This window comes from Bradyrhizobium sp. NBAIM08 (genome assembly GCF_020193935.1).
GTDB classification, from domain to species: domain Bacteria; phylum Pseudomonadota; class Alphaproteobacteria; order Rhizobiales; family Xanthobacteraceae; genus Bradyrhizobium; species Bradyrhizobium yuanmingense.
The window spans coordinates 67736-93593 of record NZ_JADYVR010000011.1; the positions used below are offsets into that span (position 1 = coordinate 67736).

Annotated in this window: 29 protein-coding genes; 18 read left to right on the top strand and 11 right to left on the bottom strand. The window is 64.9% G+C overall.

Going from position 1 to position 25858, the window contains the following annotated elements; genetic code table 11:
- Nucleotide 1 precedes the first annotated feature (1 nt).
- Genes I6F37_RS29865 through I6F37_RS29880 form a run of 4 tightly spaced genes read right to left on the bottom strand, consistent with a single transcriptional unit; the run spans nt 2 to nt 2567 of the window.
- A complete protein-coding gene (locus I6F37_RS29865; protein ID WP_225151627.1) occupies nt 2–541 on the bottom strand; it encodes a DoxX family protein in 540 nt (179 codons plus the stop codon).
- Nucleotides 538–1320, bottom strand: a complete 783-nt coding sequence (locus I6F37_RS29870; RefSeq protein ID WP_225151625.1) for a DNA-binding domain-containing protein — start codon at nt 1318–1320, stop codon at nt 538–540. Before I6F37_RS29870 ends, I6F37_RS29865 begins: the two co-directional genes overlap by 4 nt.
- On the bottom strand, nt 1310–2224 hold the full coding sequence (locus I6F37_RS29875) for a DUF692 domain-containing protein (protein ID WP_225153499.1): 915 nt from the start codon (nt 2222–2224) through the stop codon (nt 1310–1312). Before I6F37_RS29875 ends, I6F37_RS29870 begins: the two co-directional genes overlap by 11 nt.
- 37 nt (nt 2225–2261) lie before the next feature.
- On the bottom strand, nt 2262–2567 hold the full coding sequence (locus I6F37_RS29880) for a DUF2282 domain-containing protein (protein ID WP_036026732.1): 306 nt from the start codon (nt 2565–2567) through the stop codon (nt 2262–2264).
- A gap of 308 nt (nt 2568–2875) precedes the next feature.
- Between I6F37_RS29880 and I6F37_RS29885 the strand changes: the two genes are divergently transcribed.
- The 5 genes from I6F37_RS29885 (at nt 2876) to I6F37_RS29905 (ending at nt 8343) form a co-directional block, all read left to right on the top strand.
- Nucleotides 2876–4966 carry an adenylate/guanylate cyclase domain-containing protein gene (locus tag I6F37_RS29885; RefSeq protein ID WP_225153501.1) on the top strand — a complete coding sequence of 697 codons (2091 nt, stop codon included), beginning with the start codon at nt 2876–2878 and terminating at the stop codon, nt 4964–4966.
- 178 nt (nt 4967–5144) lie between these two features.
- Nucleotides 5145–6062, top strand: a complete 918-nt coding sequence (locus I6F37_RS29890) for an alpha/beta fold hydrolase (RefSeq protein WP_050995988.1) — start codon at nt 5145–5147, stop codon at nt 6060–6062.
- Between the two features lie 9 nt (nt 6063–6071).
- Nucleotides 6072–6656 carry a HutD family protein gene (locus I6F37_RS29895; protein ID WP_036026727.1) on the top strand — a complete coding sequence of 195 codons (585 nt, stop codon included), beginning with the start codon at nt 6072–6074 and terminating at the stop codon, nt 6654–6656.
- 101 nt (nt 6657–6757) lie between these two features.
- Complete coding sequence (locus tag I6F37_RS29900; RefSeq protein WP_036011675.1) at nt 6758–7963, top strand: adenylate/guanylate cyclase domain-containing protein; 1206 nt, start codon at nt 6758–6760, stop codon at nt 7961–7963.
- Nucleotides 7964–8019: 56 nt separating this feature from the next.
- Entirely contained in the window at nt 8020–8343 is a 324-nt protein-coding gene (locus I6F37_RS29905) for a hypothetical protein (protein WP_036011673.1), read from the top strand.
- 181 nt (nt 8344–8524) lie between these two features.
- Here the strand turns inward: I6F37_RS29905 and I6F37_RS29910 are convergent, their stop codons facing one another.
- The 3 genes from I6F37_RS29910 to I6F37_RS29920 form a co-directional block, all read right to left on the bottom strand.
- Nucleotides 8525–8704 carry a hypothetical protein gene (locus tag I6F37_RS29910; protein ID WP_036011671.1) on the bottom strand — a complete coding sequence of 60 codons (180 nt, stop codon included), beginning with the start codon at nt 8702–8704 and terminating at the stop codon, nt 8525–8527.
- Between the two features lie 86 nt (nt 8705–8790).
- Nucleotides 8791–8997, bottom strand: coding sequence for a hypothetical protein (locus I6F37_RS29915; protein ID WP_050991724.1), 207 nt, complete (start codon nt 8995–8997; stop codon nt 8791–8793).
- Between the two features lie 94 nt (nt 8998–9091).
- On the bottom strand, nt 9092–9460 hold the full coding sequence (locus I6F37_RS29920) for a rhodanese-like domain-containing protein (RefSeq protein WP_036011668.1): 369 nt from the start codon (nt 9458–9460) through the stop codon (nt 9092–9094).
- 176 nt (nt 9461–9636) lie between these two features.
- Between I6F37_RS29920 and I6F37_RS29925 the strand changes: the two genes are divergently transcribed.
- Nucleotides 9637–10434, top strand: coding sequence for an adenylate/guanylate cyclase domain-containing protein (locus I6F37_RS29925; protein ID WP_057026102.1), 798 nt, complete (start codon nt 9637–9639; stop codon nt 10432–10434).
- Nucleotides 10435–10490: 56 nt separating this feature from the next.
- Here the strand turns inward: I6F37_RS29925 and I6F37_RS29930 are convergent, their stop codons facing one another.
- Nucleotides 10491–11039, bottom strand: coding sequence for a TetR/AcrR family transcriptional regulator (locus I6F37_RS29930; RefSeq protein WP_225151618.1), 549 nt, complete (start codon nt 11037–11039; stop codon nt 10491–10493).
- A gap of 283 nt (nt 11040–11322) precedes the next feature.
- On the opposite strand from I6F37_RS29930, the gene I6F37_RS29935 reads away from it, so the two are divergent.
- The 4 genes from I6F37_RS29935 to I6F37_RS29950 all read left to right on the top strand — a co-directional run bounded on the left by I6F37_RS29935 (nt 11323) and on the right by I6F37_RS29950 (nt 14809).
- On the top strand, nt 11323–12042 hold the full coding sequence (locus tag I6F37_RS29935) for a hypothetical protein (RefSeq protein WP_225151616.1): 720 nt from the start codon (nt 11323–11325) through the stop codon (nt 12040–12042).
- A gap of 61 nt (nt 12043–12103) precedes the next feature.
- The gene (locus I6F37_RS29940; protein ID WP_225144699.1) at nt 12104–13060 is read left to right on the top strand and encodes an oxidoreductase; all 957 of its coding nucleotides are present in this window, start codon (nt 12104–12106) and stop codon (nt 13058–13060) included.
- Between the two features lie 116 nt (nt 13061–13176).
- Nucleotides 13177–13626 (top strand): lipocalin-like domain-containing protein, encoded by a 450-nt coding sequence (locus tag I6F37_RS29945; protein ID WP_225114035.1) that lies wholly within the window; start codon nt 13177–13179, stop codon nt 13624–13626.
- Nucleotides 13627–14011: 385 nt separating this feature from the next.
- Nucleotides 14012–14809, top strand: coding sequence for a carboxylesterase (locus I6F37_RS29950; protein WP_225144700.1), 798 nt, complete (start codon nt 14012–14014; stop codon nt 14807–14809).
- A 46-nt stretch (nt 14810–14855) separates the two neighbouring features.
- Here the strand turns inward: I6F37_RS29950 and I6F37_RS29955 are convergent, their stop codons facing one another.
- Complete coding sequence (locus tag I6F37_RS29955; protein WP_225144786.1) at nt 14856–15782, bottom strand: MBL fold metallo-hydrolase; 927 nt, start codon at nt 15780–15782, stop codon at nt 14856–14858.
- 150 nt (nt 15783–15932) lie between these two features.
- Here I6F37_RS29955 and I6F37_RS29960 point away from each other — a divergent pair, with 150 nt between their 5' ends.
- Nucleotides 15933–16856 carry a LysR family transcriptional regulator gene (locus I6F37_RS29960; protein WP_225134968.1) on the top strand — a complete coding sequence of 308 codons (924 nt, stop codon included), beginning with the start codon at nt 15933–15935 and terminating at the stop codon, nt 16854–16856.
- A gap of 120 nt (nt 16857–16976) precedes the next feature.
- Complete coding sequence (locus tag I6F37_RS29965) at nt 16977–17918, top strand: Ku protein (RefSeq protein ID WP_109145160.1); 942 nt, start codon at nt 16977–16979, stop codon at nt 17916–17918.
- Nucleotides 17919–17994: 76 nt separating this feature from the next.
- Here I6F37_RS29965 and I6F37_RS29970 read toward each other — a convergent pair whose 3' ends face one another.
- Entirely contained in the window at nt 17995–18264 is a 270-nt protein-coding gene (locus I6F37_RS29970; protein WP_109145159.1) for a hypothetical protein, read from the bottom strand.
- A 244-nt stretch (nt 18265–18508) separates the two neighbouring features.
- Between I6F37_RS29970 and I6F37_RS29975 the strand changes: the two genes are divergently transcribed.
- From I6F37_RS29975 to I6F37_RS29985, 3 genes are all read left to right on the top strand, one after another.
- Nucleotides 18509–18985, top strand: coding sequence for a DUF3833 family protein (locus tag I6F37_RS29975; protein WP_225153504.1), 477 nt, complete (start codon nt 18509–18511; stop codon nt 18983–18985).
- Between the two features lie 155 nt (nt 18986–19140).
- On the top strand, nt 19141–19563 hold the full coding sequence (locus I6F37_RS29980; protein WP_225140424.1) for a hypothetical protein: 423 nt from the start codon (nt 19141–19143) through the stop codon (nt 19561–19563).
- Between the two features lie 1836 nt (nt 19564–21399).
- Nucleotides 21400–21696 carry a hypothetical protein gene (locus I6F37_RS29985; RefSeq protein ID WP_225153506.1) on the top strand — a complete coding sequence of 99 codons (297 nt, stop codon included), beginning with the start codon at nt 21400–21402 and terminating at the stop codon, nt 21694–21696.
- 253 nt (nt 21697–21949) lie between these two features.
- Here the strand turns inward: I6F37_RS29985 and I6F37_RS29990 are convergent, their stop codons facing one another.
- Nucleotides 21950–22195: a hypothetical protein gene (locus I6F37_RS29990; protein WP_109145157.1), complete on the bottom strand. Its 246-nt coding sequence runs from the start codon at nt 22193–22195 to the stop codon at nt 21950–21952.
- Between the two features lie 489 nt (nt 22196–22684).
- Here I6F37_RS29990 and I6F37_RS29995 point away from each other — a divergent pair, with 489 nt between their 5' ends.
- The 3 genes from I6F37_RS29995 to rpoH are packed head-to-tail and all read left to right on the top strand — an operon-like array spanning nt 22685 to nt 25783.
- Nucleotides 22685–23362 (top strand): response regulator transcription factor, encoded by a 678-nt coding sequence (locus I6F37_RS29995; RefSeq protein WP_192893334.1) that lies wholly within the window; start codon nt 22685–22687, stop codon nt 23360–23362.
- 12 nt (nt 23363–23374) lie between these two features.
- Entirely contained in the window at nt 23375–24799 is a 1425-nt protein-coding gene (locus I6F37_RS30000; RefSeq protein ID WP_225114040.1) for an ATP-binding protein, read from the top strand.
- Nucleotides 24800–24859: 60 nt separating this feature from the next.
- Nucleotides 24860–25783 carry an RNA polymerase sigma factor RpoH gene (gene rpoH / locus I6F37_RS30005; protein WP_225151611.1) on the top strand — a complete coding sequence of 308 codons (924 nt, stop codon included), beginning with the start codon at nt 24860–24862 and terminating at the stop codon, nt 25781–25783.
- Nucleotides 25784–25858 lie beyond the last annotated feature (75 nt).

Sequence of the window (25858 nt, forward strand, 5' to 3'; positions counted from 1 at the left end):
CTCACCGCGCAACCTGCCCCGGATTGCGCTGCGCTCCATCCGGGCTACGGATGCGACAGATCAGATGATCGAGCGAGATGTGCCCCGGCCCGTAAGCCATGAGGGCAAGTGCCATCGCTGCCCAGGTGAGATGGATCGGCCAGCCGTCGGGCACCGTGAGCTCGACGATCACCGTCATCACTAGCAGTCCGAGCGCTGCGAACCGCGTGCCCAGCCCCAGCACCAGCAGGATCGGGAACATGATCTCGCCGGAGCCCGAGAGAAAGGCCATCACCGTCGGGGCCGGAAAGTGATAGGGACCGCCGGGCAGATGCAGCATGAATTCGTCGCTGAACAGCGTTACTGCCGTGTCGTTGAGCCTGAGGAAGCCGTCCCATTTGAGCAGGCCCGAGCGCCAGAACGGCACGGCCAGCGCGAGGCGCAGCACCAGCTGGACCAGCGATGGTATCGCGAGCGCCTGCACCAGATGATTGGCTCTGTCGATGAGTGCTCCGAGCGACGGCAGGCCGCTGGCGGGCGTCATGGGTTGCTCCGTGATCATGATGGGTCTCCGCAACAGAGCGAGGTGAAGGCGCCGGCTTCGATCAGCCCGGCGATGTTCGCGGCAATGTCGAATTCGCTTGCCGCCTCCAGCGCTGCCGCAGCGGCTTCGCCGAGCGGCCGGCCCGACATGAGATGGTGCGCGAAGACCGCGCCGCCGGGTGGAAGGCGGCGCACGGCGACGTCGAATTCGCCTCGCGTGATCAGCGCATCCTCCGGTGTCGAGGCATCGATCCGCATGACCGGTGCGTCGCCGCGGTTAGCCGCAAAGATCGTCACGGCAGCGTAGTTCGAACGCAGGCATCGCGCAGCCGGGTGCGGAATGAACACCACACCAGCCAGGCGGTCGGGTGTCACCGCCGCGAGCTGGGCCGACGACAGCGGGACCGCGTCGGCAGCGTGATAGGCATCGAGCCAGGCCCGCTCGAGACGCGCGACGTCGCCGAGCCAGGGCAGATCTTGCGCATGCTCGTAAGCTTCGATGAACTCCGGGAAATCGCGGCCGTATTCGAACAGCAGCGGCGATGTCGGCGGATTGCTACGCACATGCAAGCGCGCCATCGCGCGGAAGAAGTCCATGCCGGTGATGCGCTGCACCGCCGGATAGATCGCGGCGAGCGCGTCGATCAGGCTGACCGTGACGTTGTTGCGGTAGACGTCGTAGCGCCGGCCAGCGGCCTTGCCGTTGGGGCCGGTCACGAATTCAGGCGTGCTGCGCTCCGGATCCAGCAACGCCGGCGCGAACGATGCGGCAAAACACAGGCCGGGTTCAGGCGGCATGACGCTCTCCTGCCGGTATGACGGACTGATGGCGGTCGAGGATCGCCTGGGCGGCCGCGGCTTCCGCTTGCAGCACCGGCCAGTCCGGAATCTTGCTGTCCCATTCGATCAGCGTCGGCACCGGCCCGCGGCGCCGGATCATGATCTCGTAGAGCTTCCAGACGGCGTCGGCCACCGGGCCATCGTGGCTGTCGATCAACAGCAGGTCACCTTCGTCGTCGGCCTGCGCGGCATGCCCGGCGAGATGAATTTCCTCGACGCGCGACAGCGGGAAATCAGCGAGGTAGTCGAGCGCCGAATATCCATGGTTGGCCGCGGAGACGAACACGTTGTTGACGTCGAGCAGCAGGCCGCAGCCGGTGCGCTCCGCAACGGCGCGGATGAACTCGGTCTCGCGCATCGAGGATTCGCGAAAGGCGAGATAGGTCGACGGGTTTTCCAACAGCAGCGGCCGCCGGATCGCCTCCTGCACCTGATCGATGTGATCGCAGACGCAAGTCAGCGTCGCCGCCGTGTAGGGCAGAGGCAACAGATCGTTGAAGAAGCTGGTCTCGTGCGTCGACCAGGCGAGATGCTCGGAGACCAGCGCCGGCTGATAGCGCGCGACCAGGCCGCGGAAGCGCGCCAGATGCGCCTTGTCGAGCGGCCGGGGTCCGCCGATCGACATGCAGACGCCGTGCAGCGAGAGCGGATGATCGCGGCGGATCGCCTCCAGCGCGCGATGCGGCGGCCCTCCCGCGCCCATGTAGTTCTCGGCGTGGACCTCGAAGAAGCCGCGCCGTTTCTTTGCCTCGAGGATTGCCGGGAGGTGCTCGGGCTTGAAGCTCGTCCCGGCAACGCCGCCGATCGGCGTTGCGAAGCGGAGCGGCAGCGCTGCTGGCGGGGCCGGCTTGATCGTGCTCATCGTGCTGCTCCGTTCGCGCTTGCCGTTGCGCCGGCCGTCAGATCGGCTTCAGCGAACCCTTCTTGCCGCCCGGCAGCTCGATGCTGGTGCAGGTGCCGCCCTTGACGAATTTCCAGGCATTGCCCTGGTAGTCCACGGTCGAGGTGCCCTGGCAGGTGGTGCCCGGTCCCGCCGCGCAATCGTTCTGGCCTTTCAGTGCGACGCCGAAGCACTTCTCTTTCTTGGCGGCGACGGCGGCATCGGCTTCGGCCTTGCTCAGGGGGGCGGCGGAGGCAAGGGTCGCGAGCGCGGTCGACACCGCACCGGCGAGGACGAGGGAGGTGACGGTATGTTTGGCAGACATCGAGGTTCTCCTGTTCGAATGGTGCCGCCCGGCAGGCGAGCGCGCATGATCTCCTTCGTTCCGCGCGCCGCCCGTGTTACGGCGGGCTGCTCACGAAACCGTGAGATCGATTGGATCGGGCGCACGGTCGGTGCGCTTGGACGGGATTAGCGGGCAAGTGGGTGCCCAAATCCAATGCCTTGGCGCTATCGACACGTTCGAGCGAGAGCATTGGATGCGTCCGACCAAACTTGGCAGAGGTAACGGACGGTAGGAAATCTGCGTAGGAAGATGACAGGAGTCGCGCCCACCCAAAGGCGGATAAAACCATGAACGTCGATCCCGGACGCCAGCTGCGCGCGATCGCAAGGATGACGGTCAGTATCCGCCTTGCTGTCTCCGCGCTGGTCCTCGCCGCGATCCTGCTGACCGCGGCGCTCTCCAGCCTGCTGTGGTGGCGCACCGCGGAGGCGGCCAGCCGGCAGCTCGCCTCGACCATCAACGAGCAGATCGTCGCGGCGGTGCGCAAGGAGGTCTCGGCCATCGTCGACGAGGCGCGCGCCGCGCATACCGCGATCCGCACCCTGTTCCTCCAGAACGTGCTCGACACCCGCGAGGCCGACAAGCGCGAATTCGTCTTCCTCTCGCAATTGCAATCGCAGGCCACGATTTCCTGGGTCGCGTTCGGCTGGCCTGACGGCTCCTTCTTCGCCGCGCACAAGCTCGGCGATCGGCGCCTGGAGATGATGGAGATCTCGCTGACGGATCATCCGGGCGAGCGCCGCGTCGACGAATACGACGTGGTGCCCGGCGACATCGAGTTCGCCAACCGCCGCTTCGAGCCGACCGATTTCCGCGTCGCCGATCAGGCCTGGTTCAAGGCCGGCCTCGGCGCGGAAGACCCGCAATGGTTCAGGGTGATGGACCACGCGACCGGCGAGCGGCCGTCGATCGCCTTCGCCGGCCCGATCGACGTCTACCAGGAGCGCCAAGGCGTGCTTGCCGTCATGATCGAATATACCAGGCTTGCGCGCTTCCTGTCGCAGCTGGAGGTCGGACGCACCGGCACCGCCTTCATCGTCGACGGCAGCGGCGAGCTCGTCGCAGCGCCGGACAAGGACGCCGACGAGCTCCATCCGGCGCGTGGCGACACGGCGCTGCTGCCGCTGGCGCGCGCAGCGCTCGACCAGGCCGGGGAGGCCGGCCGCAAGGAGGCCTGGCAAAGCCGGCTCACCTCGGGCGGCGCGGCCTATGAGGTCGCGCTGACGCCGCTGCCGTTTCCCGGCTGGTCGCTCGCGACCGTGATCCCCGAGGCCGAATTTCTCGGGCCGGTCGAGACGACATTGCATCGCCTTATCCTCGGCCTCGCCGTCGGCGCCGTGCTCGCGGCGCTGGCCTCGGCGATGCTGGCGCGGTCCGTCATTGCCGCGCCGCTGTCGCGCGTCGTCGGCGAACTGCGCCATGTCGAAGCCTTCGCGCTGGAGCAGGTCCGCCGCCATCCGTCGCGGCTGAAGGAGATCGCAAGCCTATCGGGTGCGATCGCGGAGATGGCGGCCGGCCTGTCCGCATTCCGCAAGTTCATCCCGGCCGATCTCGTCCGTGGCCTGCTGCGCCAGGGCGTCGAGGCGAAGCCCGGCGGCAGCGTTCAGGAGCTCAGCGTGATGTTCATCGACATCGCCGGCTTTACCGGACTGTCGGAGCGGCTCGGCGATCGCGTCGTGCCGCTGCTGTCGCGCTATCTCGACCTCACCTCGGAGATCATCGTCGCCAATGGCGGGACCATCGACAAGTTCATCGGCGATGCCGTGATGGCGTTCTGGGGCGCGCCGCAGCCGCAAGGCGATCACGCCGCACGATGCTGCCGCGCCGCGCTCGCCTGCCGCCGGGCGATCGACGAGTCGGGCCTCGTCGACGATCTCGGTCAGCCGCTCCAGATCCGCATCGGCATCAATTCCGGCCGCATGCTGGTCGGCAATATCGGCTCGGAGCTGCGGCTGAACTACACCGTGATCGGCGATGCCGTGAACGTCGCGAGCCGGCTCGAAGGCGCCAACAAATCCTACGGCACGCAGATCCTGATCGGCGCGGCAACCGAACGTCTGGCGCGCGGCGCCATCGTCACGCGCGAGGTCGACAGCATCGCGGTCTACGGACGCGAGGAGGGACTCTCCGTCCACGAGCTGATCGGGATGGTGAACGAGAATGCGGTCGGCAGCATCGGCTGGATCGCGGATTACGAACGCGGCCTCGCCGCCTATCGCGCCCGCCGCTTTGCCGATGCGCTGGCCGATTTCGAGGCGGTGCTGAAGCGCCGCGGCGACGATCGCCCAGCCGAGCTAATGCGGGACCGCTGCCGGCAACTGGCAGCAGCCGCGCCCGACGTCACTTGGCGGCCTGTGGCGGCATTGGCGTCGAAATAGCGGCGCGGATTCCACGACGTCATGGCGTGCCCGCGCAACCTGCAGGCCGAGCCCTTGAGCTCGCCGGGTCCCTATAGTATGGGACCGCCCGGGTCGGCAGTTCACCCGGGCGTCAGCGTCCCGCGAAGGTTCTGCGCCATTTCAAGGCCGGCGCACCCGAAGGCGTGGAAGGCGCGACATGACCGCAAATCCGGACGCATTGCCGCTCGCCGGGCCTGCTCCCGTCTCGGTGCGGACCTCCCGCGGCGTCGTCCAATGCGCGATCGCAGGCGAGGGGCCTGCGATCCTCGCCATCCATGGCGGCATGGGCGGCCACGACCAATCGTGGCTGCTGGCGCGTGCGCTCACTTCGACGCTCAGCGACAAGCGGGTGCTGGCCGTGTCTCGCCCCGGCTATCTCGGCTCGCGCCTGGAGCTGGGCGCATCGCCCGATGACCAGGCTGATCTCTATCGGGATCTGCTCGACGCGCTCGGGATTTCAAGCGCGGCCGTCGTCGCGGTCTCGGCCGGCGGCCCTTCGGCGCTGCAATTTGCCGCGCGGCATCCCTCGCGCTGCCGGTCGCTGGTGCTGGTGTCGGCCTGCACGGGACGACTGCAAACGCCGCCGGACATCGCCGCGCGCCTGCGCATGATGCGCTATCTTGCGCGTCTTCCCGGATTGCCGGGGGTCCTGAAGTGGCGGGCTGAACGCAATCCGCAAGCTGGTGCGCGCCGCGCGATTCCCGATGACGCGATGCGCGAACGAACCCTGCGCCATCCCGAGGCAGGCCTCTTGTTGCGCACCTTGCAGTCGAGCGTGTTCGAGCATCTAGCCGCCAGGATCCCCGGGACCGTCAACGACATCGCGCAATTTGCCGCGCTCGAGCAGTTGCCCGTAGGAACGGTCTCGGCGCCTGCTCTCGTCGTACACGGCCGCGCCGACGATGTGCTGGCGTTCTCGCATGCCGAGAACGTCTGCCGGGCAATCCCGCAGGCGAAGCTGCTGGCGCTCCCCGATGGCGGTCACGTCTCGCTGTTCACGCATCTGGATGCGGTGCTCAAGGCGGCCGAGCCGTTCCTGGACGGGCGCGCGATGCTCCGCACCTACATCGCATAAGGGATCTCCATGAAGGCAACGCTGCTCAATCCTGAAATCTACACCCGCTCGCCGTGGAAGAACGGCGCCGGCGTCTTCACCGACATCGCGGATGCGCATCGGGCCGATGCGCCGCGGAAGGACTGGGACAGCCTGCTCTGGCGCTTTGCGTCGACGCCGATTCTTGCGTCCGGTCCGTTCTCCCACATGCCCGGCATCGACCGCTTGCAAATGGTCGTCGAGGGCCGCGGGCTGGTGCTGAAGTCGCCGACGCAGGAATTCGACGAACGTGAACCTTTTACGACGGTGCGGTTCACCGGCGAGCTCGAGATCGTGACCGAGCTCGAGGCCGGTCCCGTCGAGGTCGTGAACCTCATGGCGCGGCGCGGCGCGGCCGAGATCGATCTCCTCGCGTTGAAGCAGCCCGGCGACCGGCACCTCGCCGCCGGCACGCATCTGGTCTACGCCCCGCGCGGCGAATGCCGCATCCGCCTCGACAACGAGGAATTTGCGATTCCCCGCACCGGCACGTTGAAGGTCGAGCTGGCCGGGCCGTCGCAGCTTGCGCTCGTCGCGGGTCTGGCGGTGCTGGGGTCGATCCGGCTTCTGGTCTAGAACCTCAGACCGATGCGCACAATCCATGCAACTAGCTAGGTTGACGCCGCCGGGCCGGCGCACGATATCTGCTGGCTAAACCGCAGCTCGAGGGGCAGGATATGAATGCGCCACACACATACGCCCCCACACTGGCCGACGGCGTCATCGACTGGCTGACCAACGGCACGCGCGACGAGCGCTTCATCGACGACATCTTCGCGCTGATGTGCATCCGCCTGCAGCAGGCGGGCATTCCGCTCAAGCGATCGACGCTTCACGTGATGATCCATCATCCGCAATGGCTGGGTGCCCGCATGATGTGGTCCGACGGCAAGCGCGAGGCGGAGATCACGTTGGCCGACTATGACGTTCGCGAGCGGTCCGAATATATCGGCAGCTCCGCCAACGAGATCCATGACGGTGCCGACGAGGTCCGCGAAAAGCTCGAACAGGATTCCTCGCTCGGTCGCAAACATGCTCTTTATGACGACATGCGGTCGCTGGGCATGACCGACTATGTGGCCTGGCCGCTGCTGCACACGCTCGGCAAGCGCCACGTCGTGACCTTCGCCACTGATCGTCCCGGCGGTTTCGAGGATGTCCACATCGCCGGCCTGAAGAAGCTGTTGCCGGTGCTGGCGCTGGTCAGCGAGATCCGCATCAAGAATCGCCTAGCGCGCACGCTGCTGGAAACTTATGTCGGCTCCCATGCCGGCGAGCTGATCCTGGCCGGCGCCACCAGGCGCGGCACCGGCACGACGGTGCGCGCCGCGATCATGATCTGCGACCTCAGGGACTTCACCAAGATCTCCGACAACTGGCCGCGCGACGATGTCATCGACCTTCTCAACGACTATTTCGACGCGATGTCGGAGCCGATCGCGCGGCACGGCGGCGAGATCCTGAAGTTCATCGGCGACGGGCTGCTCGCCATCTTCCCGCTGCATCAGCCGAACGCCTGCGCCAATCTTCTGCATGCGGTGGCCGAGGCGAGGGGAGCCATGGCCGCGCTCAACGATCGGAACAGCGCGACCGGCCGCGCGCCGCTGAACTACGGCATCGGCGTCCACGTCGGTGATGTCATGTACGGCAATATCGGATCTGCCCAGCGGCTGGATTTCACGGTGATCGGCCCGGCCGTCAACATGGCCTCCCGCCTGGAGGCCCTGACCAAGACGCTCGGCAGGAACGTGCTGCTGTCACGCGATTTCGCCGAGCTTGTCGAGAAGGAGTTCGCATTGGAGCATGTCGGCCGGCACGAGGTGCGCGGCTTCAACGCCCCCATCGAGCTCTATGCCTATCCGGCTCGCGCTATTTCCGGTTAGTTCCGGGGGCGTTCGGCAGGGCCTGTTGGCCCCCCTGGGTCTGCCTGGCCGGATCGTTGTCGCCCGGCCTCATCGTTGACGACTTCGCCGGTGCATTGGCGCCGCCGTTGTTGGCGTCCGACGACGTATTGAGGCTGGAGGCGCCCGCGCCGGTCGTGCCGCCGGTGCCGGTCGAATTGATGCCGGAGCCCGTCCTCGACGGCCCCGCGCCGCTTTGCGCGAAGGCGGAAGGAGACGAGGCGAGCGCCGCGATGAGCCCTGCTATGACGAGTGCTTTCATGTCCGCTCCTGTGCTCGGCCTGGTGCATGATCCGGACCCGGAGGGCCGCGCAGCGCAAAGTGCGCAGCGGTTTTCCAAAAAGATCATGCTCAAACAATAACCTGGAGCGCGATGACGGTTCATCCTAATCGCATCGCGCTCTAGGCGGCCCCGGCCCGGCATCCGGGGGCGGGCTTGAGCCGGGGCCGCCATTTGCCGGAATGGTGAGACGCCGGCGAAGGGCCAATGCGCGGGAACGCGTGGTCGTTCCAAATTCGATGGGGCGCCGCAAACCCGCTGAACTAGGCTGACCAGCGGTCCTGCTCTTCCTGGTGGGCTTGCTCGTTCAGCCGGTCGGCGATCTCGTCCGCAATCTGCTCGGTCTCGGCCGAGGCCACCGGCTCGCCCTTGTGTGTCTTCAGCTTGTCCTTGTCGGCTTCGATCGGAAAGTCGTCGGGTGTCAGTCCGGTCGTCTTGTTCATGGTGCGCCTCACTGTCTCCAGTTGGGGAAAACACACGTGAAGGGCCGATCGTTGCTACGAAGATGAAGCCGCTGGACGAGGCGGCGTCAGGCGCCGCCGACTGCCCGCGTGATGGTGCCGCTCCCGCCGCAGGTGGCGCAAGGCGCGCCGTCGATGCGTCCCTTGCCGTGACAATCGGGACAGACGTCGTCGCCGGTGCCCTTGGTTCCGGGCGGAGCTTCGTCACCGGGATTGAGCGCTGCTTGCGTGGGAATCTTGGCGTCTTGTGCGTGGGCAGCCTTGGTCTTGGTCATCTGCGCCTCCTCGACAACACCGCAACGCGCCTTGCCGCAGAAAGTGCCAATCGGAGTTCGCAGCGCAGTCAACGGAACCGCGCCGCTGTTCTCGCTACTTCTCGACTGCGCCCGTCCAGTCCTTGAAGCCGCCGACGTTGTAGACGTTCTCGTAACCCATATCCTTCAAGAGCTTGCCGGCCAGCGCCGACCTGCCGCCGGATGCGCAATAGAGGATGACGGTCTTGCCCTTGTCGAACGCCTTGTCGTGATAGGGCGACTCCGGGTCGGCGCGAAACTCCAGCATCCCGCGCGAGACGTTCACGGCGCCGGCGATCTTGCCGCTGGCGGCGACTTCCGGCGCATCGCGAACGTCCACGACCAGCGTGTTGCCCTTGTTGATCATCTCGGCCGCCTGCTCCGAGGTGATCTTCGGGACCGCCGCGTTCGCAGCTTCCAGCATTTGCTTGACACTCGTTGCCATAAATTCTCTCCGGATTTTCTTCTGCCGCCCCATAGGAGGATAGCACATCGATCTGGACATCGCTCCTGGATAAGCTTGTCCCGCCGGAGTCAGAGGCCGGAGGTCCGGTTGCCAAGGCCGGATTGTCCGACTAGCCTTGCCGAAGCTACGCCCAAACGGTCTCTGGCCGCACCTTCATGCCCAAATTTCTCCGCATCGGTGTCCATCAGTCCAACGTCTCCGGATACACCTCGAAGGCGTGGTGCGTCAGACGCGTCGGCGCGGCGGTCTTCCTGAAATGGGGCGCGGTGGAGGTGCAGGGCGCCGGCGCCGGGCGCAAGGTCTACTGGTCCCGGTCGCCGCAGGAGAAGACGATCCGTTGCGGCACCGCGCAGCGCGCGCAGGAGTACACGAAAGCCGCGATCGCGCGGCGCCGCAATCACCGCTATGAGCCGCTGACCGGACCCATCGCGAACCGGCGCCGGTCGGCTGCCCGCGCCGCCGAGCTCAAGCAGGCGCTCGCCACCATCCTCATCGTGGACATCGTCGGCTCCACGGCGAAGGCAGCCAAGCTCGGCGATGCGCGCTGGACCAAGGTGATAGGCCATTATTACGCGGCGGTCCGCAAGGAGCTGAAGACGTGCCGCGGCAAGGAGGTCGTGACCACGGGCGACGGCGTGCTGGCGACCTTCAGGAAACCCGCTGCCGGCATCGCCTGCGCGGCCGCGATTCAGAAAGCCGTGCGCACGCTCGGCCTCGAGATCAGGGTGGGTCTACACGCGGGCGAATACACCATCAGCGGCGGCGAAATGGTCGGCCTCGCGTTCCACATCTGCACCCGGGTTGCAGCGAAAGCACGCGCGGGCGAGGTGCTGGTTTCGAGCGCGGTAAAGGAACTGATGGCGGCGCAGTCCGCAATCAACCTGAGGGATCATGGCCAGCACCGGCTCAAGGGGGTGCCCGAAAGGTGGCGGCTGTACCGGGTGGAGGGCTGAGGGCATCGCGGCGCAATAAGCCTTGCGAGGCTGCGCCTCAGTCACAGCCCCTGGATTCAAGCTTCCGCCTTCATGTTTGCGAAACGGTCCCGCAAATAGGCGGCGAAGGGACGCCTTCCCTCATCCTGGCTCCAACTGTCGATCGCAAGGCGAAAAGCTCCGATTGAGACCATCGCGACTATGCGGAGTGCCGTTCGCCGCTTGGGCTGCGGCCACATCGTGCAGAGCGCGTCGAAGACCGCCTGTTCCTGTTGGGCGTATTTGGTGGCCTCGCGGGCGCGAAGCGTCTCGTTGGTGCGGATGAACCGGTCGATCTCCATCATTTGTTTCCGGGCCTGGACGTCCTCGTAGGACGCCGTGAGTCTGACCAGTGCATTCTTCACCGCTTCGAGCGGCGGCTGCTTGGTCGATTGCTCCAGAACGGCGCGCCCTATGGCTTCGGCGAGACCGCCCTGCCAGGCCAGGATGATGTCTTCCTTCGACTTGAAATAATAGAAGAAGGTCCGACGCGAAATTCCCGCTGCCTCCGCGATGGCGTCGAGCGTCGTCGCCTCATAGCCGTTCCGAAGGAAGAGCCTCAGACCGGTGTCGGTGAGCCGTCGCAACGTTTCGCGGCGCTTTTGCTCCCTCAGTCCCTCGCTTTTCGGTGATGGGTCGTCTCCGTCCTGTTTCGACACACAACGGCCTCATTCAAAATTACACTCAGTGCGATAAAATTCCGCATCAAGTGCGAAATTACTGCATGTGAGGCCGGCCAGCAAGGCTCGGGCCGATTCGAGGCGTCCAAGACCAGCGAACTGGATCAAGATGACTGCAGACAGGGACGGCCCGGCGAACGACCGGGATGCCGATGCTTCGCGTTGCGATTTCCACGATGCCGAGGCCGGTTTGCTGCAAGCGGCGGCCGGGAAGGACCAGCGCACGCGCAGCTCCGGCAACATCGAGCTTCTACGCCGCAATCCTGCCGGTTACGTCGCCTCCAGCCATCGCCAGGGCGCGCCGCACCGGCCTCGCCGTGCAATCAGCAGACCTCGCAGGAGCCTGCAATCCGTCCCCCGGACGATACATGACGCGCGAGCCCGTCATGCCGGCGAGCGGCGCCTCGACGGCGCCGTGCAAGGCTCGCCAAGGGAACGTGACCAGCGTCGATTTGTCGCTCGGACCCTCGCGCGCGCGGTGAAGGCCATACGTTCGCCGTATCTCGGCAATTTCGGCGTTCTCATCCTGCTGTGCGCCATCTCGTTCCATCCCTGCTTCGATCTGGCGAACGTCGTTTCGAACAGCTTCCTCTGTCTCGGTGCGAAGGCGGCGTTCGCCGCGACCGTCAATCTCGTGGTGGACGACTGGACCCCGACGATCCAGGCCTTTCTGGCCGGCCGCCTTCTGCGCTGGATTGGCCTCAGCCTTCTGCTCGCGCTGCTCCCTGTGCTGACCGTCATCCGCGCCGGGACGCTGGCCAAGCTGCGGGCGCTAGCCGCCCTCTTGCTTGTCCGGCTGCGCGGGATCCTCAGAGCTTCGCTGCGGCCACTGAATCGCGCAGCGCGGGAGGGCCGCGGCGCAGGTGTCGTTCACGAGAAGGTCAACAGGCTCGGGCGGCACAACGCTTGAAAATTACACTAGGTGTAATTTAACTGGCCCGATGTGATGTTGTGCCGTGGGAGATGGCCCGATGCCTGGTTGGAGTGCGAGCGATATTCCGTCCCAGCGGGGGCGTTGCGCCGTTGTCACGGGCACGGGTGGCCTGGGTTACCAAGATGCGCTGGCGTTGGCGCGTGCGGACGGCGAAGTGATCATTGCCGGTCGCAATGCCTCGAAGGGAGCAGACGCCGTCGCGCGGATCCGATCCCGTCAGCCCAACGCGAACGTCCGGTTCGAACGGCTCGACCTTGCGGATATTCATTCGGTGCGGGCCTTCGGCTCCCGTTTGCGTGGCCAACGGGACAGTCTCGACCTGCTCGTCAACAATGCCGCGGTCATGATGCCCCCTGTCCGGCAAGTAACGGCCGACGGGTTCGAAATGCAGTTCGGCACGAACCACCTCGGCCATTTCGCGCTGACGGCCGAGCTTCTGCCGCTGCTGCACAAGGGCGTCGAGCCGCGCGTCGTCACCGTGTCCAGCCTGGCAGCGCGCAGCGGAGCGATCGAGTTCGACAATCTGCAGGCTGAGCGTCGCTACCAGCCGATGCCGATCTACAGCCAGTCCAAGCTTGCGAACCTGATGTTTGCGTTCGAGCTGCAGCGACGCAGCCGGAGGTTCGGCTGGGGCATCACCAGCGTTGCGGCCCATCCCGGCGTATCGCGGACCGACCTCATTCCGAATGGCGCCGGCCGGATGAGCCTTCCCGGCCTGGCGCGGACCGCCCTCTGGTTCCTGTTTCAGCCGGCGGCGCAAGGTGCGCTGCCGACGCTGTTCGCGGCGACGTCGCCGGACATCGTCCCCGGCGGCTATTACGGTCCGGACAAGTTCGGCGAAATCCGCGGTTCGCCGTCCGTGGCCCGCGTGCCGCCGCAGGCCGATGACGATGCGGTGGCGTCTCATCTGTGGGATGTCTCGGCAACACTGACCGGCGCTCGCTTAGCGACGGAGTCGTCCCGCACCCAGGCGAGGACGGATCTGTGCACTTGAAGCGGCCTCGCGCAGGTCCGCCATTCCGAGGCCCGGCGGCCGCGTAGAAAGACGAAGCAGAGGACTCCAACATGACCCGTCGAAATCTGGTGCTGATCGCTTTGGGAGTTTGCCTGATGAGTGCTCCAGTCCACGCTACGCCGCCGAACAAGGTGCTCGGCACCTGGAGAATGGTCTCCGCTCAGATCGATCCGGAAGGAAAGAACCTGCCGGCCTATGGCGCGCGGCCGAACGGGCTCCTGACCTTCACGCCGGACATGCACTTCATCGAGGTGCTGACCGACTCGGACGTCCCGCGCTTTGCCTCCAGCGTGCGGGGCGAGGGCACGGACGCGGAAAACCGCGCGGCCATGGCCGGCAGCATCGGCTTTTTCGGCACCTACACGGTGGATGAGAACGGCGAGTTCAGCGGCAACAAGGTCGAGGGCTGCACCTTTCCGAACTGGATCGGCAGCGTTCGGACGCGGAAGGAATTGCGTCTGGTGGTCGACGGCGACGTCATGACCGAGAATTTTGAACGACCTGACGGCACGAAGATCCGCATCACGTTCGAGCGGGTCCGCTAGCGCCGTTCACGCCGACGGCGTTACCTTCGGCTCCGGAAAGGGGCAGGGCGATCGCATATGGGAGCGATCTCGCCTGTGGCCATTCTTCGAGACGCCCGCCGTTAGCGGGCGTTGAAGGACGAGGCGCGCGCTCAGCTCGCGCAAAGCACCATATGCAATAGTCCTGGGAGAGGGGCTCGGCCCGACCGTCGCCGCCTTGATGTTGACATTCAGCTTCAACCTGCTGACGAGTCGGGGGCTTGGCGAATCCGCCAAGCTGATGCTGCAGGGTGCGATCATCGGCCTTGCAGCGGCCGCATATTCGGCAAGGCGCCAGTCATGATTGCCTCGATATCGGAACGAGAACGGATGCGGCCGCAGCCGCGATGACAACAGGAGAGATGACATGACCGATGTGATGGCTGGAGCCGAACCATTCTTCATGCAGGGCAAGGGGCCTGCGGTCCTCGTGCTCCACGGCTTCACGGGAACGACGCAAAGCATGCGGTATCTCGGCGAAGAGCTTCACCGGCGCTTCGGCTTCACCGTCAGCGGGCCTCGCCTGCGGGGCCACGGCACCTCACCGGACGACATGGAAACGACCGGCTATCTCGATTGGCTCGCGTCGGCGGAGCAGGCGCTTCACGAGCTGGCTGGGCAGGGCACCAAGGTCTTCGTCACCGGCCTGTCCATGGGAGGCACGCTGACGCTCAACCTAGCCGCACGTTTTCCGAACATCGTCGCAGGCGCCGTGCCGATCAACGGTGCCGCCGGAATCTTCGATGGCGCGATGGCCGAGCTCGTATCGGACGGCGCGGCGCCGAAGCGCGTTCCCGGCATCGGATCGGACATCAAGGCCGCCGGCGTCAAGGAGCTGGCCTATCAGGAGGTGCCAGTCGCTTGCCTCCGGCAGGTCCACGTCCTGATTGCTGCGACCGAAAGCCTGCTGCGCAAGGTCAGCTGTCCCACGCTCGCCATTCATTCCAGAGAGGACCACGTCGTGCCGGCGGCCAATGGCAAGCGAATCGCGCAGGAGGTCAGTTCCAACGACGTGCGCCTGCTTTGGCTCGACAATTCCTATCATGTCGCCACGCTCGATAACGACAAGGATCTGATCGTAGAGCGCTGCGGACGATTCATCTCGGAAATCGCCGGGGGGCGCCTGGATAGAACAGCGCTTCTGCATACGGCGGTCGTAGAATGATGGGCTTGAGATCCTACGATAGCCGCTTTCGCATCTTCGGGCTGGCTCAGCCTTCGAACCGCCAGTTCGCCGGCACCCAGCGATAGCCGTCGTCCGTCTTCCTGATGTTGCCGATGCCCGGAAACGGGAAATGGAATCCAAGCACCGGGATGCGGTCCGTCGCAGCGCGGTCGAACAAGCGCCTGCGCGACTGCAACGCGGTATCGGGATCGAGATCCGGCCCGGGCCGCCAGGCATTGTCGATGTTGAGTAGGGGGCTATAGGCGGCATCGGACGTGATCAGCAATGCTTGCGCGCCGGAATGCACCAGGATCGCCGACATGCCCGGCGTGTGGCCGCCGGCGGCGATCGTCGTTATGCCCGGCAACAACTCGCCGCCCGGCCGGTACAGCACGGCAGACTTGGCGACGGGCGCCACGCTTCGCTTGATATTGGCGATGAAGGCGCGCCGGAAATCTTCCGGCATGGGCAGCCGCGACAGGTCAGGCTCGTTACGGATGAAGAACGCAAAATCGTCCTCGGGAAGATGGACCGTCGCGTTCGGAAAAGCGCTCGATCCGTCGGCGCGGCTGAGATTGCCGACGTGATCGGGATGGGTATGCGTGATCACGATGGCGTCGATGTGCTCGGGCTCCACGCCGATCGCCGCAAGATTGCGGAATAGATGTCCGCCATCGGGGCCGAGCGTTTGCGCTGCACCTGCCTCGATCAGGATTCTCCTGCCACCGGTTTCCAGCAGAAGCGTGTTCAGGTTGAGCCTGAAGGTGTCGGTCGGCAGGAACGCATCGCTCAGCGTCCTGCCGAGTTCCTCCGCCTGGGCGGTGTGGGCATAGATGCGCGGATTGCCGCTCAGCGTGCCGTCGCTGACGACGGTTGTCTTGATATCGCCGATCCGAAAACTGTAGTGGCCGGAATTGGCCCTGCCAGCAGGCGTTTGCGCGATCGCGGCCGGCATGCCCAGCAGCGGCGTCATCGCTCCGGCCGCGCCGCCTGCGAGCATTATGCGGCGGCTGATGTTCAGATGTGATGGCATACGGCTTCTCCGGCCTATCGCGGTGGGGTCTGTGTACGATGATCTGGCATCATCCACAAATGTCATGATAGAATTTACATTATGCGTTCGATGGATTTGGCGAAAGTCGACCTCAACCTGCTGGTGGTGTTGCATGCGCTGCTCGAGACCGGCAGCGTCACGCGCGCCGCTGAGCGTCTCGGCAGCAGCCAACCCGCGATCAGCCGTGCGCTGGCAAAGCTGCGGCGCCTGTTCGGTGACCGGCTGATGGTGAAGGCGGCAAGCGGCATGACGCCGACGCTGCGCGCCGAGGCGATGCGCGAGCCGCTGGCGACCTTGCTCGGCGGCGTCGAGACATTTCTCCACAAGCCGAAATTCGATCCTTCCGCCACCGACCGCGTCTTTCGCATCGCGACGACCGATTATGGGGCGCTCGCCATCCTGCCCAATGTCGCCGCCCACTTTGCGCGCGAGGCACCCGGGGCGGCGATCGAGGTCGTCAGCTTCTCGCGTGATGTGTTCCGCATGCTCGCTGACGGTCAGGTCGATTTCGTGCTGTATGCCGATAATCCGGTATCCGGCTCGTTTCGGGCGCGCGAGCTGTTCCGCGAAAATTTCGTGACGCTGGTCCGGCAAGGGCATCCTTTGCTCAAGCAGATGCGCGGGGCAAAGGACGTGCTGCCGATCAAGCTGTTCACGGCCTGGCCGCACATCGTGGTCAGCATTTTTGGCGGGCAGGGCGGGCCGATCGATACCGCATTGGCCGAGCGCGGCTACAAGCGGCACGTCGCGCTGCGTGTTCCATATTTCGCAACGGCCGCGGTGATCACGGCTGCGTCGGATTACCTGGTGACCATGCCCTCGCGGGCGGCCCGGCAGCTTGCGCCGCGGCTCGGTCTCGTGATGCTGAAACCGCCGGCGCAGGTGACGCCCTACGGCTATCGCCTGCTCTGGCACGAACGAAGTCACGACGATCCCGGCGCGGTCTGGTTGCGCCGGCTGGTGGTCGATTCTGTCAAGTCGGGCGCCGCCTAAACCAAAACATGGAGCAAGACGCCGCAAAGCGTGCTCGTCATGAATGTTGCTCCCGATGTCGGAACCCGGGCCGGCCGTTCGTCTTGAATCCAAGCCGCCTCGAACCGGAGTTCTGCGTAAATGGCCCCGCGCGCCAATTGGAAAGGCTTCCTGAGACTGTCCCTCGTCACCTGTCCCGTGGCGCTCTATCCCGCTACCTCCGAGAGCGAGAAGATCTCGTTCAACCAGCTCAACCGGCAGACCGGCCACCGCATCAAATACGTGAAGGTGGACGCGGAGACCGGCGACGAGGTGACGAACGAGGACATCGTCAAGGGCTATGAGCTCGAGAAGGGCCAATACATCGAGGTCTCCAAGGAAGAGCTCGAGGAGATCGCGCTGGAGTCCACGCGCACCATCGAGATCGACGAGTTCGTCGACAAATCGGACATCGACGCGCGCTATTTAATCCGCCCCTATTACATCCGGCCCGACGGCAAGGTCGGCCACGACGCCTTCGCGGTGATCCGCGAGACCATTCGCGAGATGAACAAGGTCGCGATCGGGCGCGTGGTGCTGACCAACCGCGAGCACATCATCGCGCTGGAGCCGATGGACAAGGGCCTCGTCGGCACCCTCTTGCGCTACCCCTACGAGGTGCGCAGCGAGGCCGAATATTTCGACGACATCCAGGACGTGAAGGTCACCAAGGACATGCTCGATCTCGCCCGGCACATCGTCAACCAGAAGGCCGGACGCTTCGCGCCCGAAAAGTTCGAGGACCATTACGAGACCGCGCTGATCGACCTCATCAACGAAAAGCGCGCCGGCAAGGTGATCCGGCCGAAGGAGCGGCCGAAGGGCGAGAACGTCGTCGACCTCATGGAGGCGCTGCGGCGGAGCGTCGGCAAGGAAGTCGGGAAGCAGGCCGCGCCCGCGAAGGCGGACAAGCCGGCGAAGAAGCCGAGGAAGGCGGCGGCCGGCCAGAAGGAGATGCTGATGCCGATCGCCGGCAAGAAGGCGGCCGCCAGGGAGACGTCCGCGAAAAAGCCGGCCGCAGGGGCGCGGCGGAAATCGGCATGAAGCATCCCGTGACGCCGGACTTAAATCGAAAACACGCCCTATGCCGCTTGGTACGCGAAGGTCCTAGTCGCAGGCCTCAAAGGCCCTCGTCAGGGCACTCCGGACATGTATCGCCGATCGAATCGAGGACATCGTTGATCTCCGCGACCGCCTGATCGGCAGAGACGCCGTCCGGCGGATCCTGGCGCGCAAGCACGACCGCGCGATGGCGCGCGTGCGGGTCGGCGCGGTCCCTGGCCCAGCCGTGCTCCTCGCATTCGCAGATCGCGCCGGCCTCGTGCAGCACGTGGGTGGCCCATCCCCGTAAGGTCCGGATCGCCGGCCGTCTTTCCCTGGTCATCAGCATGCGAGATTGCTCCTGCGGGACGAATCCGTGCCGCCGCCAGATCGTTCCGGGCTGTTAACACGGGTCAGAGATTCCCAAACGGCAGGGCTGGGCTTGTCCACGTGTTCCGGATGAAGGGGAGCGCGCGTTGTGACGCAGCGTCTGTATGCGTTGCAAGCACCCAGCAGAGCCAGGCAGGTTTCCTCCTGAGGAACCCTGGTGCTGAGAGGCGGCTTATGTCGTCATCGGTTTCGGAGGAAAAGCCATGGTCATTGATGCGTTCGCTGGCACCACGCCGGTGTTTCTCCCTGAGCAGTTCTTCGTTGGTCGCTTGGAAGGATGGGCGGTGGTCGAGAGTCTCGTCGGCGGGCTGTTGAAGCGGGCGACGATCACGGCGCATGGCGAATTGGACGCGGACGCCGACACTGTCGTTCTGACTGAAACCTACACCTTTGATGACGGCCATAGCGACACGTTGCGCTGGACGATCCACAAGCTGAGCGAAGGTCAATACATCGGCCACGAAAATCGACTGGAGGGTGAAGCCACGGGCGAGCAGGCCGGTTGTGCATTCCATTGGAAGTACACGCGCGACACGCCCCAAGGCGATGGAAAGTCGTTCAAGCTGAACTTCGACGATTGGTTCTATGCGATCGATGACCGCGCCTGCATCGTGCGCGGATCCGCCGGGCGCGCGGGCATTCCGTTCGCGACGGCGCATGTGACGTATCGGAAGCTTTAGGTTCGCCCGACGGGGGCTGCAGCCCCGCTCTCCGGTGCGCACTTCTTTCTCGAACTTAACATTCTTGAATCGCGAAGGCACCGAAGCAAAGTACGGTGGGCGTTTTCGCGGGAGTGAATCTTCTGGCGCTGATTGAGCCAGAGCGGGGGCCGGGCGTGAATTTCCAGGTTACGGTTTTGAAGATCCTGGTGAGCTATCCGGATGGCTTTGCCGTCATGGAAGATCTCAAGCGCGACATGGCGATCCTGGCGACCAGCGGCCGCGATTGGGCCGACCGGACGAGGCGTCTTGCCAGCCGCGTGCCGGACCTCGACATCTTTTCACAGGGGCTGGTCGAGCGCATCAGCGGTGGCTGGAGACTGACGTCGAAGGGGCGAGACATCTTGGCGTTCATGGAAGCCCGACCGGCACCAAGCGAGCCCAGCCTGGCGGCCCCGGTCGATGAGACGTCCCAGCCGGTATTGGAGATTGCTCCGCTTTCCCCGCTGCCGCAGCCAGCCGACCGGGCCAAGCGTCGGCGCGAGCGCCGAGAGCGCCGCCGCGAAGCCCGCGAACGGGCGCGGGCGAACGCCTCCTGAACCGGGATTGAGGTCGGCAACGAACTAGCGGTCCATCGCCGCGCTCGAAGGGGCGCCAAGCCGGCGGCGACGCGGAGGCGACGGGGTGCTAACCACCCCATCTCTCGTAAGGATTATGACCTGGCTCTGGTTGATCATCATAGTGCGGGGCCGGTTGACGGCGGTCCGGCCGTGCCGGTGAATAAGCCCAGGCCGCAGTACTCCCAGTCGTCAGAACACGAGGATGCGCTTTTGCATGATGCCGATGGACCTGGCCTGCCACCGCGGCGCTGACGGGGGCCCACAGGATAATCAAAAGGCTCAGAACGAGACCCGATCGCATGGGAGTTTCTCCGATAGACCTACGATGATGAGTTAGATGAGCCTCGGTCCACGCCCTCGCAATCGGTGACGCCTGCAAGACTGGTAACGTCCTCGGCATCACGCGCGGGTTGGCGGTCGAATTCGTGCGAATCTGTAAACCCCGCACTCGGCTTCATGCTGGCAGTTGCGTCACGGTTTGGAGTCTTTCGTCGCCGGGGTGCGTCACGCGATGATGAGCACACCGATTTGCCATTCGCGCAGGCGTGATTGTTCACCCACGTGTTTTTCCCGAGCGCATACCCACCTAATGCTCAACCAAGAAATTCGAAGGAAGCGCATTTCAACAGAGCAGCCGGTTCGAGTCAGCGCGAATGCTCCGCACGAAAACAACAGCCGTTCGGAGCACGACCATGACTGGATTCAGGACCTTTGTTATTGCAGCGATGATGTCGATTGGCGCGATAAGCTCTGCAAGCGCCCAGTGCCCATTGTGGGCGACTCAACATCCAGATTTGTTTCAGGCGCAATATCCCGATCGGGATGTGTTGAACGACTGCGAATTGACGCCAGCAGGCAGAATGGGCCTGGAACGCCCTGGCGGCGCGGCTCCCTTGTTTGGGCCCAACAGGGCCTACCAGACAACGCCTGGCGTTGCCCAGCACCGCGGCTTTCACCACCGATCGCGGTGAGTATCTGAAAATGGATCCGGATGGTCGGATTCCGGCGGAGAAACCGTAGCGCGCCAAGTCTAATGATCAGAAATCAATCCGCGCACCTTCGGTACGCGACCGTTTTCAGCGATTCCTGAGTGCTGTCGGGACCAATCAAATGCGAGTCGATTAAGTCATTGGTTTCGCGTCCGTCGCCAAACATTCGCGAGTCGTTTTAGGTCAATTCCAAAGATCTGCTAGTCGAATGGGTGATGACGCTAGATCTTGGGTTGGATGCCGCGATTTGTTGTCCAGATGTCGTGGTCTTGTGGAGCTGGGTGCTGCGAGCGCGGCCCGCAATGAACAACCTGCTCGAGGAAAACCGTCGGGGCCAATTTAGTACAAGTCGTCTGAAGCGGTGGAACGCTATCGAGAGACCGATGTGCGATCGTCGAGCGCCGCGCCGGTCGAGGCTTTATAGTCGGGACGGGCCCAGGGGAGCGCAACAGCCTCCTCGATCGCGAGAGATGAGCGGGGCTCCGCCTTAGCTATTCTGCGGTCGCGCAGACCGCATCGCAGCGATTAGGCCGCCTTGCAGAAGTGCACGGAAGCACAGCGCGGGCAGCGCACCTCGGAAGAAGGAGGCGATGCTCACGAGCTTACCGCAGGGCGTGCCTGACGTGGCCACGCGCATAGAACGACGCACTTCATCGACTCTATCCTCGACGCGAACGGCAATGCGCCCCCGCTGCTCCAGACCAATGGTTGCAGAGTGCGGCGGTTAGCTGCAGCTCAGCGGTAACGGCAGGTCGGGATGCAACTCGTACCAGTCGTAGCAATCTGGATAGGCGCCGTAGAATCCATAGCCGCCTCGGCGGAAGTGGTGAAACGCGTGCTGGCGCAGGCCTACGTCATGACCACCGAAGCCAAGGTGCTCGCCGCCGAACCGGGCGCCGCCGGCAAAATCTCCCTCATGGCCCATGCCGCCGAAATGCGCGCCGCCGCCGAAGGCCGCATGTCCACCGCCGAAGCCTGCATGTCCGCCGCCAAAGCCGCCACCGCCAAAACCACCGCCGTGGCCACCGCCACCACCGCCGCCATGGGCATTGGCCGCGCCAACGGCGAGCGTCGAGGCGAGTGCTGCTGTCGCCAGAATCATGATTGCACGTTTCATGGATGACTCCTCTTGTTGCGCTGTCCGGCCATGTTCCGCGCGAGGTTGCCGATGGCCGGGTCAGTGATGAGGGAGAGGTAGGTCCGGTACGAGGCGATCCAACTGAATTCGATGTCAGAATATCAGGCAAGCCGCTCGCGAAGAGCGTCTCGCGGATCGGCGCGACGCACGCGTAGGAGCGGGCCGACCAGCGCAGTCCGCTCCTCGTTATTGCAAAACGCGGCGAAGCTATAGGGCAGGCCGCGTCACCCAATCAGTACTAGCTGCCTGTGCCCGGCTCGCACGGTACGTTGTTGCCGGTCCACGGCGCGGTTGCAAAGGCGCCGACGCGCGGCGCCGGAACGCAGGCGCGCTCGCCCGGATAATGGAACGGCGTGGTCGCCGCGACTGTATCGGCGGCCACGTCGGGCTGCTGCGCGGCGCGCTGGTGCTCGCGCGCCATGACTGGGCCACCCAGCATTGCGGCCGCGATCAATCCTATCGACAATAGTTTGGACGTGGTCATTCGCTCTCTCCTCTGACGACATCAGGCCGATCAAGCCGGCTCAGCGACGATGTGTGAACGATCGGCCACGTTTCCAACGCACGTTTTGCTCACTGCATTTCAACCGCCCGAGAGCCGCTGCGGTGTCGCAACCACGATCGTGCGAATGCATAACATCCGTGGTCCCTGAGACGACGGCACGTGCGTTGACGGCATATGTTCGATCCAGTCGGTTGGCAGCGGAGCGCGGAAGATGATCATTGCATTTGTAACACGCGTGGTGCGGGTCCTCGTGCCGTTGGCGGCACGCACAGCCGACAACATGAACCGCAATTTAGTGGCGCGGTGCGCGCGGCAGAGCTACCTCATAGCGCAGCGGGCGACCGGCAACAGGCGGCATCAGCGACGCGCGTCCGACGTACGCGGGCACTGAGCATGACACGGCCCGACGCCGTACCCGTGCTGCCCAACCGCGCGTCGAGACGCCGTGGGAATTATGGTACGAGGCTCATGACCCGGATTCTCCTGATTGAGGACGACACTGAAACCGCCGAGGCGATCCTCGCCGAACTCGGCGATCGCGGCTTCGAGGTGCAGTGGGCCGGCAACGGCGTCGACGGTCTCGAGCGCGCGCGTGCGTCGAGCCCCGATGCCATGATCGTCGATCGCATGCTCCCGGGAGTTGACGGGCTGACCGTCATCGAGGTGCTGCGCAAGGAGCAGGTGAGGACGCCCGTGCTGGTGTTGAGTGCGCTTGGCGCCGTGAATGACCGGGTGCGCGGGTTGCGCATGGGCGGGGACGACTATCTCACAAAGCCGTTCGCGCTCATCGAACTGGTTGCGCGAATCGAGGCGCTGCTGCGCCGGCCGAGCGACAGCCGCGAAACCATCCTGCATGTCGGGCCCCTCGAGCTCGATCTGATCGAGCGCACCGCGCGACGCGGCGAGCGCAGGCTCGACCTGTTGCCGCGCGAATTCCGCTTGCTCGAGTACATGATGCGCCGGAGCGATCAGCTCTTGACGCGCGCGATGCTGCTCGAGGAGGTCTGGAACTACAAGTTCGTTCCGGCGACCACCAACTTGATCGACGTGCATATGGGCCGGCTTCGTCACAAGGTGGACGGTCCCGGGGAGACACAGCTCATCCACAATGTCCGAGGCTCCGGCTTCGTCCTTCGCTCGCGGTAGGAGAGACGGGCGATGCAGCAGACACAGTTGATCCGCTCCAGCACATTTCTCTGGGCTCTGGCCGTGGCGGCGTCCTTTGCGCTGTTCGTGGTCGCCTTGTTCGCCTTCATCTACTGGAAGCTCGATGCCTATCTGGTCGCGCGGTCCGATCGCATGATCACCACGCAGATCCACTTCGTCGCGAAATTGTCCCCGGCCCGCCGCGTCAACGCCATCGCGGATCACCTCGCGCAGGATTCCAGGGGCGTTCAGTACGCGGGACTGTTCGATGCTGCCGGCAAAAGGCTGGCCGGGAATATCGACCGCCTGCCGCGCGAACTCGGGCTCGATGGGGCGGCGCAGGGCGTGCAACTCGATCTGCTGGAGAAGCCGACGGCGCATGGTCCCGTCGTCAGGGTGGTCGGCAGCCGTCTCGAGGACGGCGATGTCTTGGTGATGGGACGGAACGTCGACGAGACGCGCGAGATATCGAGCGTGGTGGGCCAGGCCCTGGCCCTGGGTCTGCTGCCGGCCTTCAGCCTCTGCCTGCTTGCGGGTGCCTGGCTGAGCTTGCGCGCCCAGCGACGCGTAGAGGAGGTCAACCAGCGGGTCCAGCGCATCGTGGCCGGCGAGCTGCGCGAGCGGCTTCCGGAGGGCGGGACGGACGACCCGTTTGCGCGGCTGGCCAGGATCGTCAACGGCATGCTCGACGAGATGGAGACGATGATCAATGCGCTCGCCGGCGTCGGCAACGACATCGCTCATGATCTCAGGACGCCGCTGACCCGCGTCCGTCTGGCGCTGGAGCGCGGCCGGACCCATGCGGCGACGCTGGAACAGCTGCAGGACGTTGCGGACAAGGCCATCGCCGGCATCGATCAGTCGCTCGCGATCGTCACGGCCTTGCTGCGCCTGACAGAGATCGAGAACAACCGCCGTATGGCCGGGTTTGGCGACGTCGCGCTCGACGAGATTCTGCGGGAGGTGTGCGACGTCTACGACCCGATCGCCGAGGACAAGCATGTCGGGCTCGGCGTCGTCACCGAGTGCAATGTGCAGGTGTGGGGTGACCGCGACCTGCTGTTCGAGGCAGTCGCCAACCTCGTCGACAACGCCATCAAGTTCACGCCGTCCGGCGGGCGGGTGGACCTCGCCCTGCAGGCGGAGGACGAGACCGCGCTGGTGCGCGTTAGCGATACCGGGCCCGGCATCAGCGAGCAGGAGCGCGAAGCAGTGCTGCGGCGGTTCTACCGCTCCGACAAGATGCGCAATACGCCGGGCGTCGGGCTTGGACTGAGCCTGGTGGCGGCGATCGTCAAGCTGCACGGCTTCCGGCTGATCATTGGCCCGGCTCCCGGTGGGCGGATCGAGATCCTCGCCTGGACCGGGAGTGCGGGCAGGCCCATCGCGCGCCGGTCACGCGCATTGCTGCACGCAGACGCCGGCCAGATGGGATGAGCCAAATGACGTGTGGTGCCTCCGAGATCAATCAGCCGGCCCGGACTATAGGAGTGACAAATGCAGACGAGCCATGAGGTGGTGTGCCGCGATCCTGTTGCCGTGCCGATCGCAGCGGTGTCGACGCCGTTCCTCACCGCCTATTCCGCCGCAATCCGGCGCTACGAGCTACTTGAATCAGGTCAGGAGCAGCAGCTGGCGCGTCGCTGGCAGGAAACGCGGGACCGGCGCGCCGCGGATGCGCTCGTCACCAGCCATCTTCGGCTCGCCGCCAAGTTGGCGAGGGGTTACAAGGGATACGGTCTGCCGCTGGTCGATCTGATCGCGGAAGCGAACCTCGGCCTCGTGATCGCGGCGTCGCGCTTCGAGCCCGGGCACGGCGCCCGATTCTCCAGCTATGCGATCTGGTGGATCAAGGCCACCATTCACGACTACATCCTGCGATCGTGGTCCCTGGTCAAGATCGGGACGACGGCTGCGCAGAAGAAGCTGTTTTTCAAACTCCGCGGCGAGATCAGGAAAGCCACCAGCAGTGCGATGGCCGGGCTCACACCCGACGTCGCCGAATTGATCGCCGGGAAGCTCGAGGTGACGGCGCGCGAGGTGATCGAGATGGACGCGAGACTCCACCGCGACATGTCGCTGAACGCGCGCGTCGGTGACGAGGACGGTGGAACCGAGCTGGAGGCCCTGCTGGTCGATGGTGCGGTCGACGCCGAGACGATGCTTGCCGATCACGACCAGACGGAGCAGCGCAGCAGGGCTTTGCGCGCTGCACTGGACGGGCTCGCGCCGCGGGAGCGTCATATCTTCGAGGCGCGGCGCCTGAAGGAATGTCCTGTTACGCGCGATCAGCTCGCCCGAGAGCTGTCCATATCCAGCGAGCGGGTTCGGCAGATCGAGATCCGTACCTTCGCCAAAGTCAAACGGGCCGTCATGAACGCCGCGCATGATGTGTCACACGCCGCCGCGTGCAGCGACTGAATTCGTTTTCATTTGAACGGAGGCGCGGCCGCCCTCACTTGTCCGACGATCCTGCGTAACCCTGTTTCAGGCAGA

Bases quoted from the DNA above. Each gene is read 5' to 3' on its own strand.
- I6F37_RS29865 (WP_225151627.1), bottom strand. From the start codon at position 541: ATGATCACGGAGCAACCCATGACGCCCGCCAGCGGCCTGCCGTCGCTC.
- I6F37_RS29870 (WP_225151625.1), bottom strand. From the start codon at position 1,320: ATGCCGCCTGAACCCGGCCTGTGTTTTGCCGCATCGTTCGCGCCGGCG.
- I6F37_RS29875 (WP_225153499.1), bottom strand. From the start codon at position 2,224: ATGAGCACGATCAAGCCGGCCCCGCCAGCAGCGCTGCCGCTCCGCTTC.
- I6F37_RS29880 (WP_036026732.1), bottom strand. From the start codon at position 2,567: ATGTCTGCCAAACATACCGTCACCTCCCTCGTCCTCGCCGGTGCGGTG.
- I6F37_RS29885 (WP_225153501.1), top strand. From the start codon at position 2,876: ATGAACGTCGATCCCGGACGCCAGCTGCGCGCGATCGCAAGGATGACG.
- I6F37_RS29890 (WP_050995988.1), top strand. From the start codon at position 5,145: ATGACCGCAAATCCGGACGCATTGCCGCTCGCCGGGCCTGCTCCCGTC.
- I6F37_RS29895 (WP_036026727.1), top strand. From the start codon at position 6,072: ATGAAGGCAACGCTGCTCAATCCTGAAATCTACACCCGCTCGCCGTGG.
- I6F37_RS29900 (WP_036011675.1), top strand. From the start codon at position 6,758: ATGAATGCGCCACACACATACGCCCCCACACTGGCCGACGGCGTCATC.
- I6F37_RS29910 (WP_036011671.1), bottom strand. From the start codon at position 8,704: ATGAACAAGACGACCGGACTGACACCCGACGACTTTCCGATCGAAGCC.
- I6F37_RS29915 (WP_050991724.1), bottom strand. From the start codon at position 8,997: ATGACCAAGACCAAGGCTGCCCACGCACAAGACGCCAAGATTCCCACG.
- I6F37_RS29920 (WP_036011668.1), bottom strand. From the start codon at position 9,460: ATGGCAACGAGTGTCAAGCAAATGCTGGAAGCTGCGAACGCGGCGGTC.
- I6F37_RS29925 (WP_057026102.1), top strand. From the start codon at position 9,637: ATGCCCAAATTTCTCCGCATCGGTGTCCATCAGTCCAACGTCTCCGGA.
- I6F37_RS29940 (WP_225144699.1), top strand. From the start codon at position 12,104: ATGCCTGGTTGGAGTGCGAGCGATATTCCGTCCCAGCGGGGGCGTTGC.
- I6F37_RS29945 (WP_225114035.1), top strand. From the start codon at position 13,177: ATGAGTGCTCCAGTCCACGCTACGCCGCCGAACAAGGTGCTCGGCACC.
- I6F37_RS29950 (WP_225144700.1), top strand. From the start codon at position 14,012: ATGACCGATGTGATGGCTGGAGCCGAACCATTCTTCATGCAGGGCAAG.
- I6F37_RS29955 (WP_225144786.1), bottom strand. From the start codon at position 15,782: ATGACGCCGCTGCTGGGCATGCCGGCCGCGATCGCGCAAACGCCTGCT.
- I6F37_RS29960 (WP_225134968.1), top strand. From the start codon at position 15,933: ATGGATTTGGCGAAAGTCGACCTCAACCTGCTGGTGGTGTTGCATGCG.
- I6F37_RS29965 (WP_109145160.1), top strand. From the start codon at position 16,977: ATGGCCCCGCGCGCCAATTGGAAAGGCTTCCTGAGACTGTCCCTCGTC.
- I6F37_RS29970 (WP_109145159.1), bottom strand. From the start codon at position 18,264: ATGCTGATGACCAGGGAAAGACGGCCGGCGATCCGGACCTTACGGGGA.
- I6F37_RS29975 (WP_225153504.1), top strand. From the start codon at position 18,509: ATGGTCATTGATGCGTTCGCTGGCACCACGCCGGTGTTTCTCCCTGAG.
- I6F37_RS29990 (WP_109145157.1), bottom strand. From the start codon at position 22,195: ATGACCACGTCCAAACTATTGTCGATAGGATTGATCGCGGCCGCAATG.
- I6F37_RS29995 (WP_192893334.1), top strand. From the start codon at position 22,685: ATGACCCGGATTCTCCTGATTGAGGACGACACTGAAACCGCCGAGGCG.
- I6F37_RS30000 (WP_225114040.1), top strand. From the start codon at position 23,375: ATGCAGCAGACACAGTTGATCCGCTCCAGCACATTTCTCTGGGCTCTG.
- rpoH (WP_225151611.1), top strand. From the start codon at position 24,860: ATGCAGACGAGCCATGAGGTGGTGTGCCGCGATCCTGTTGCCGTGCCG.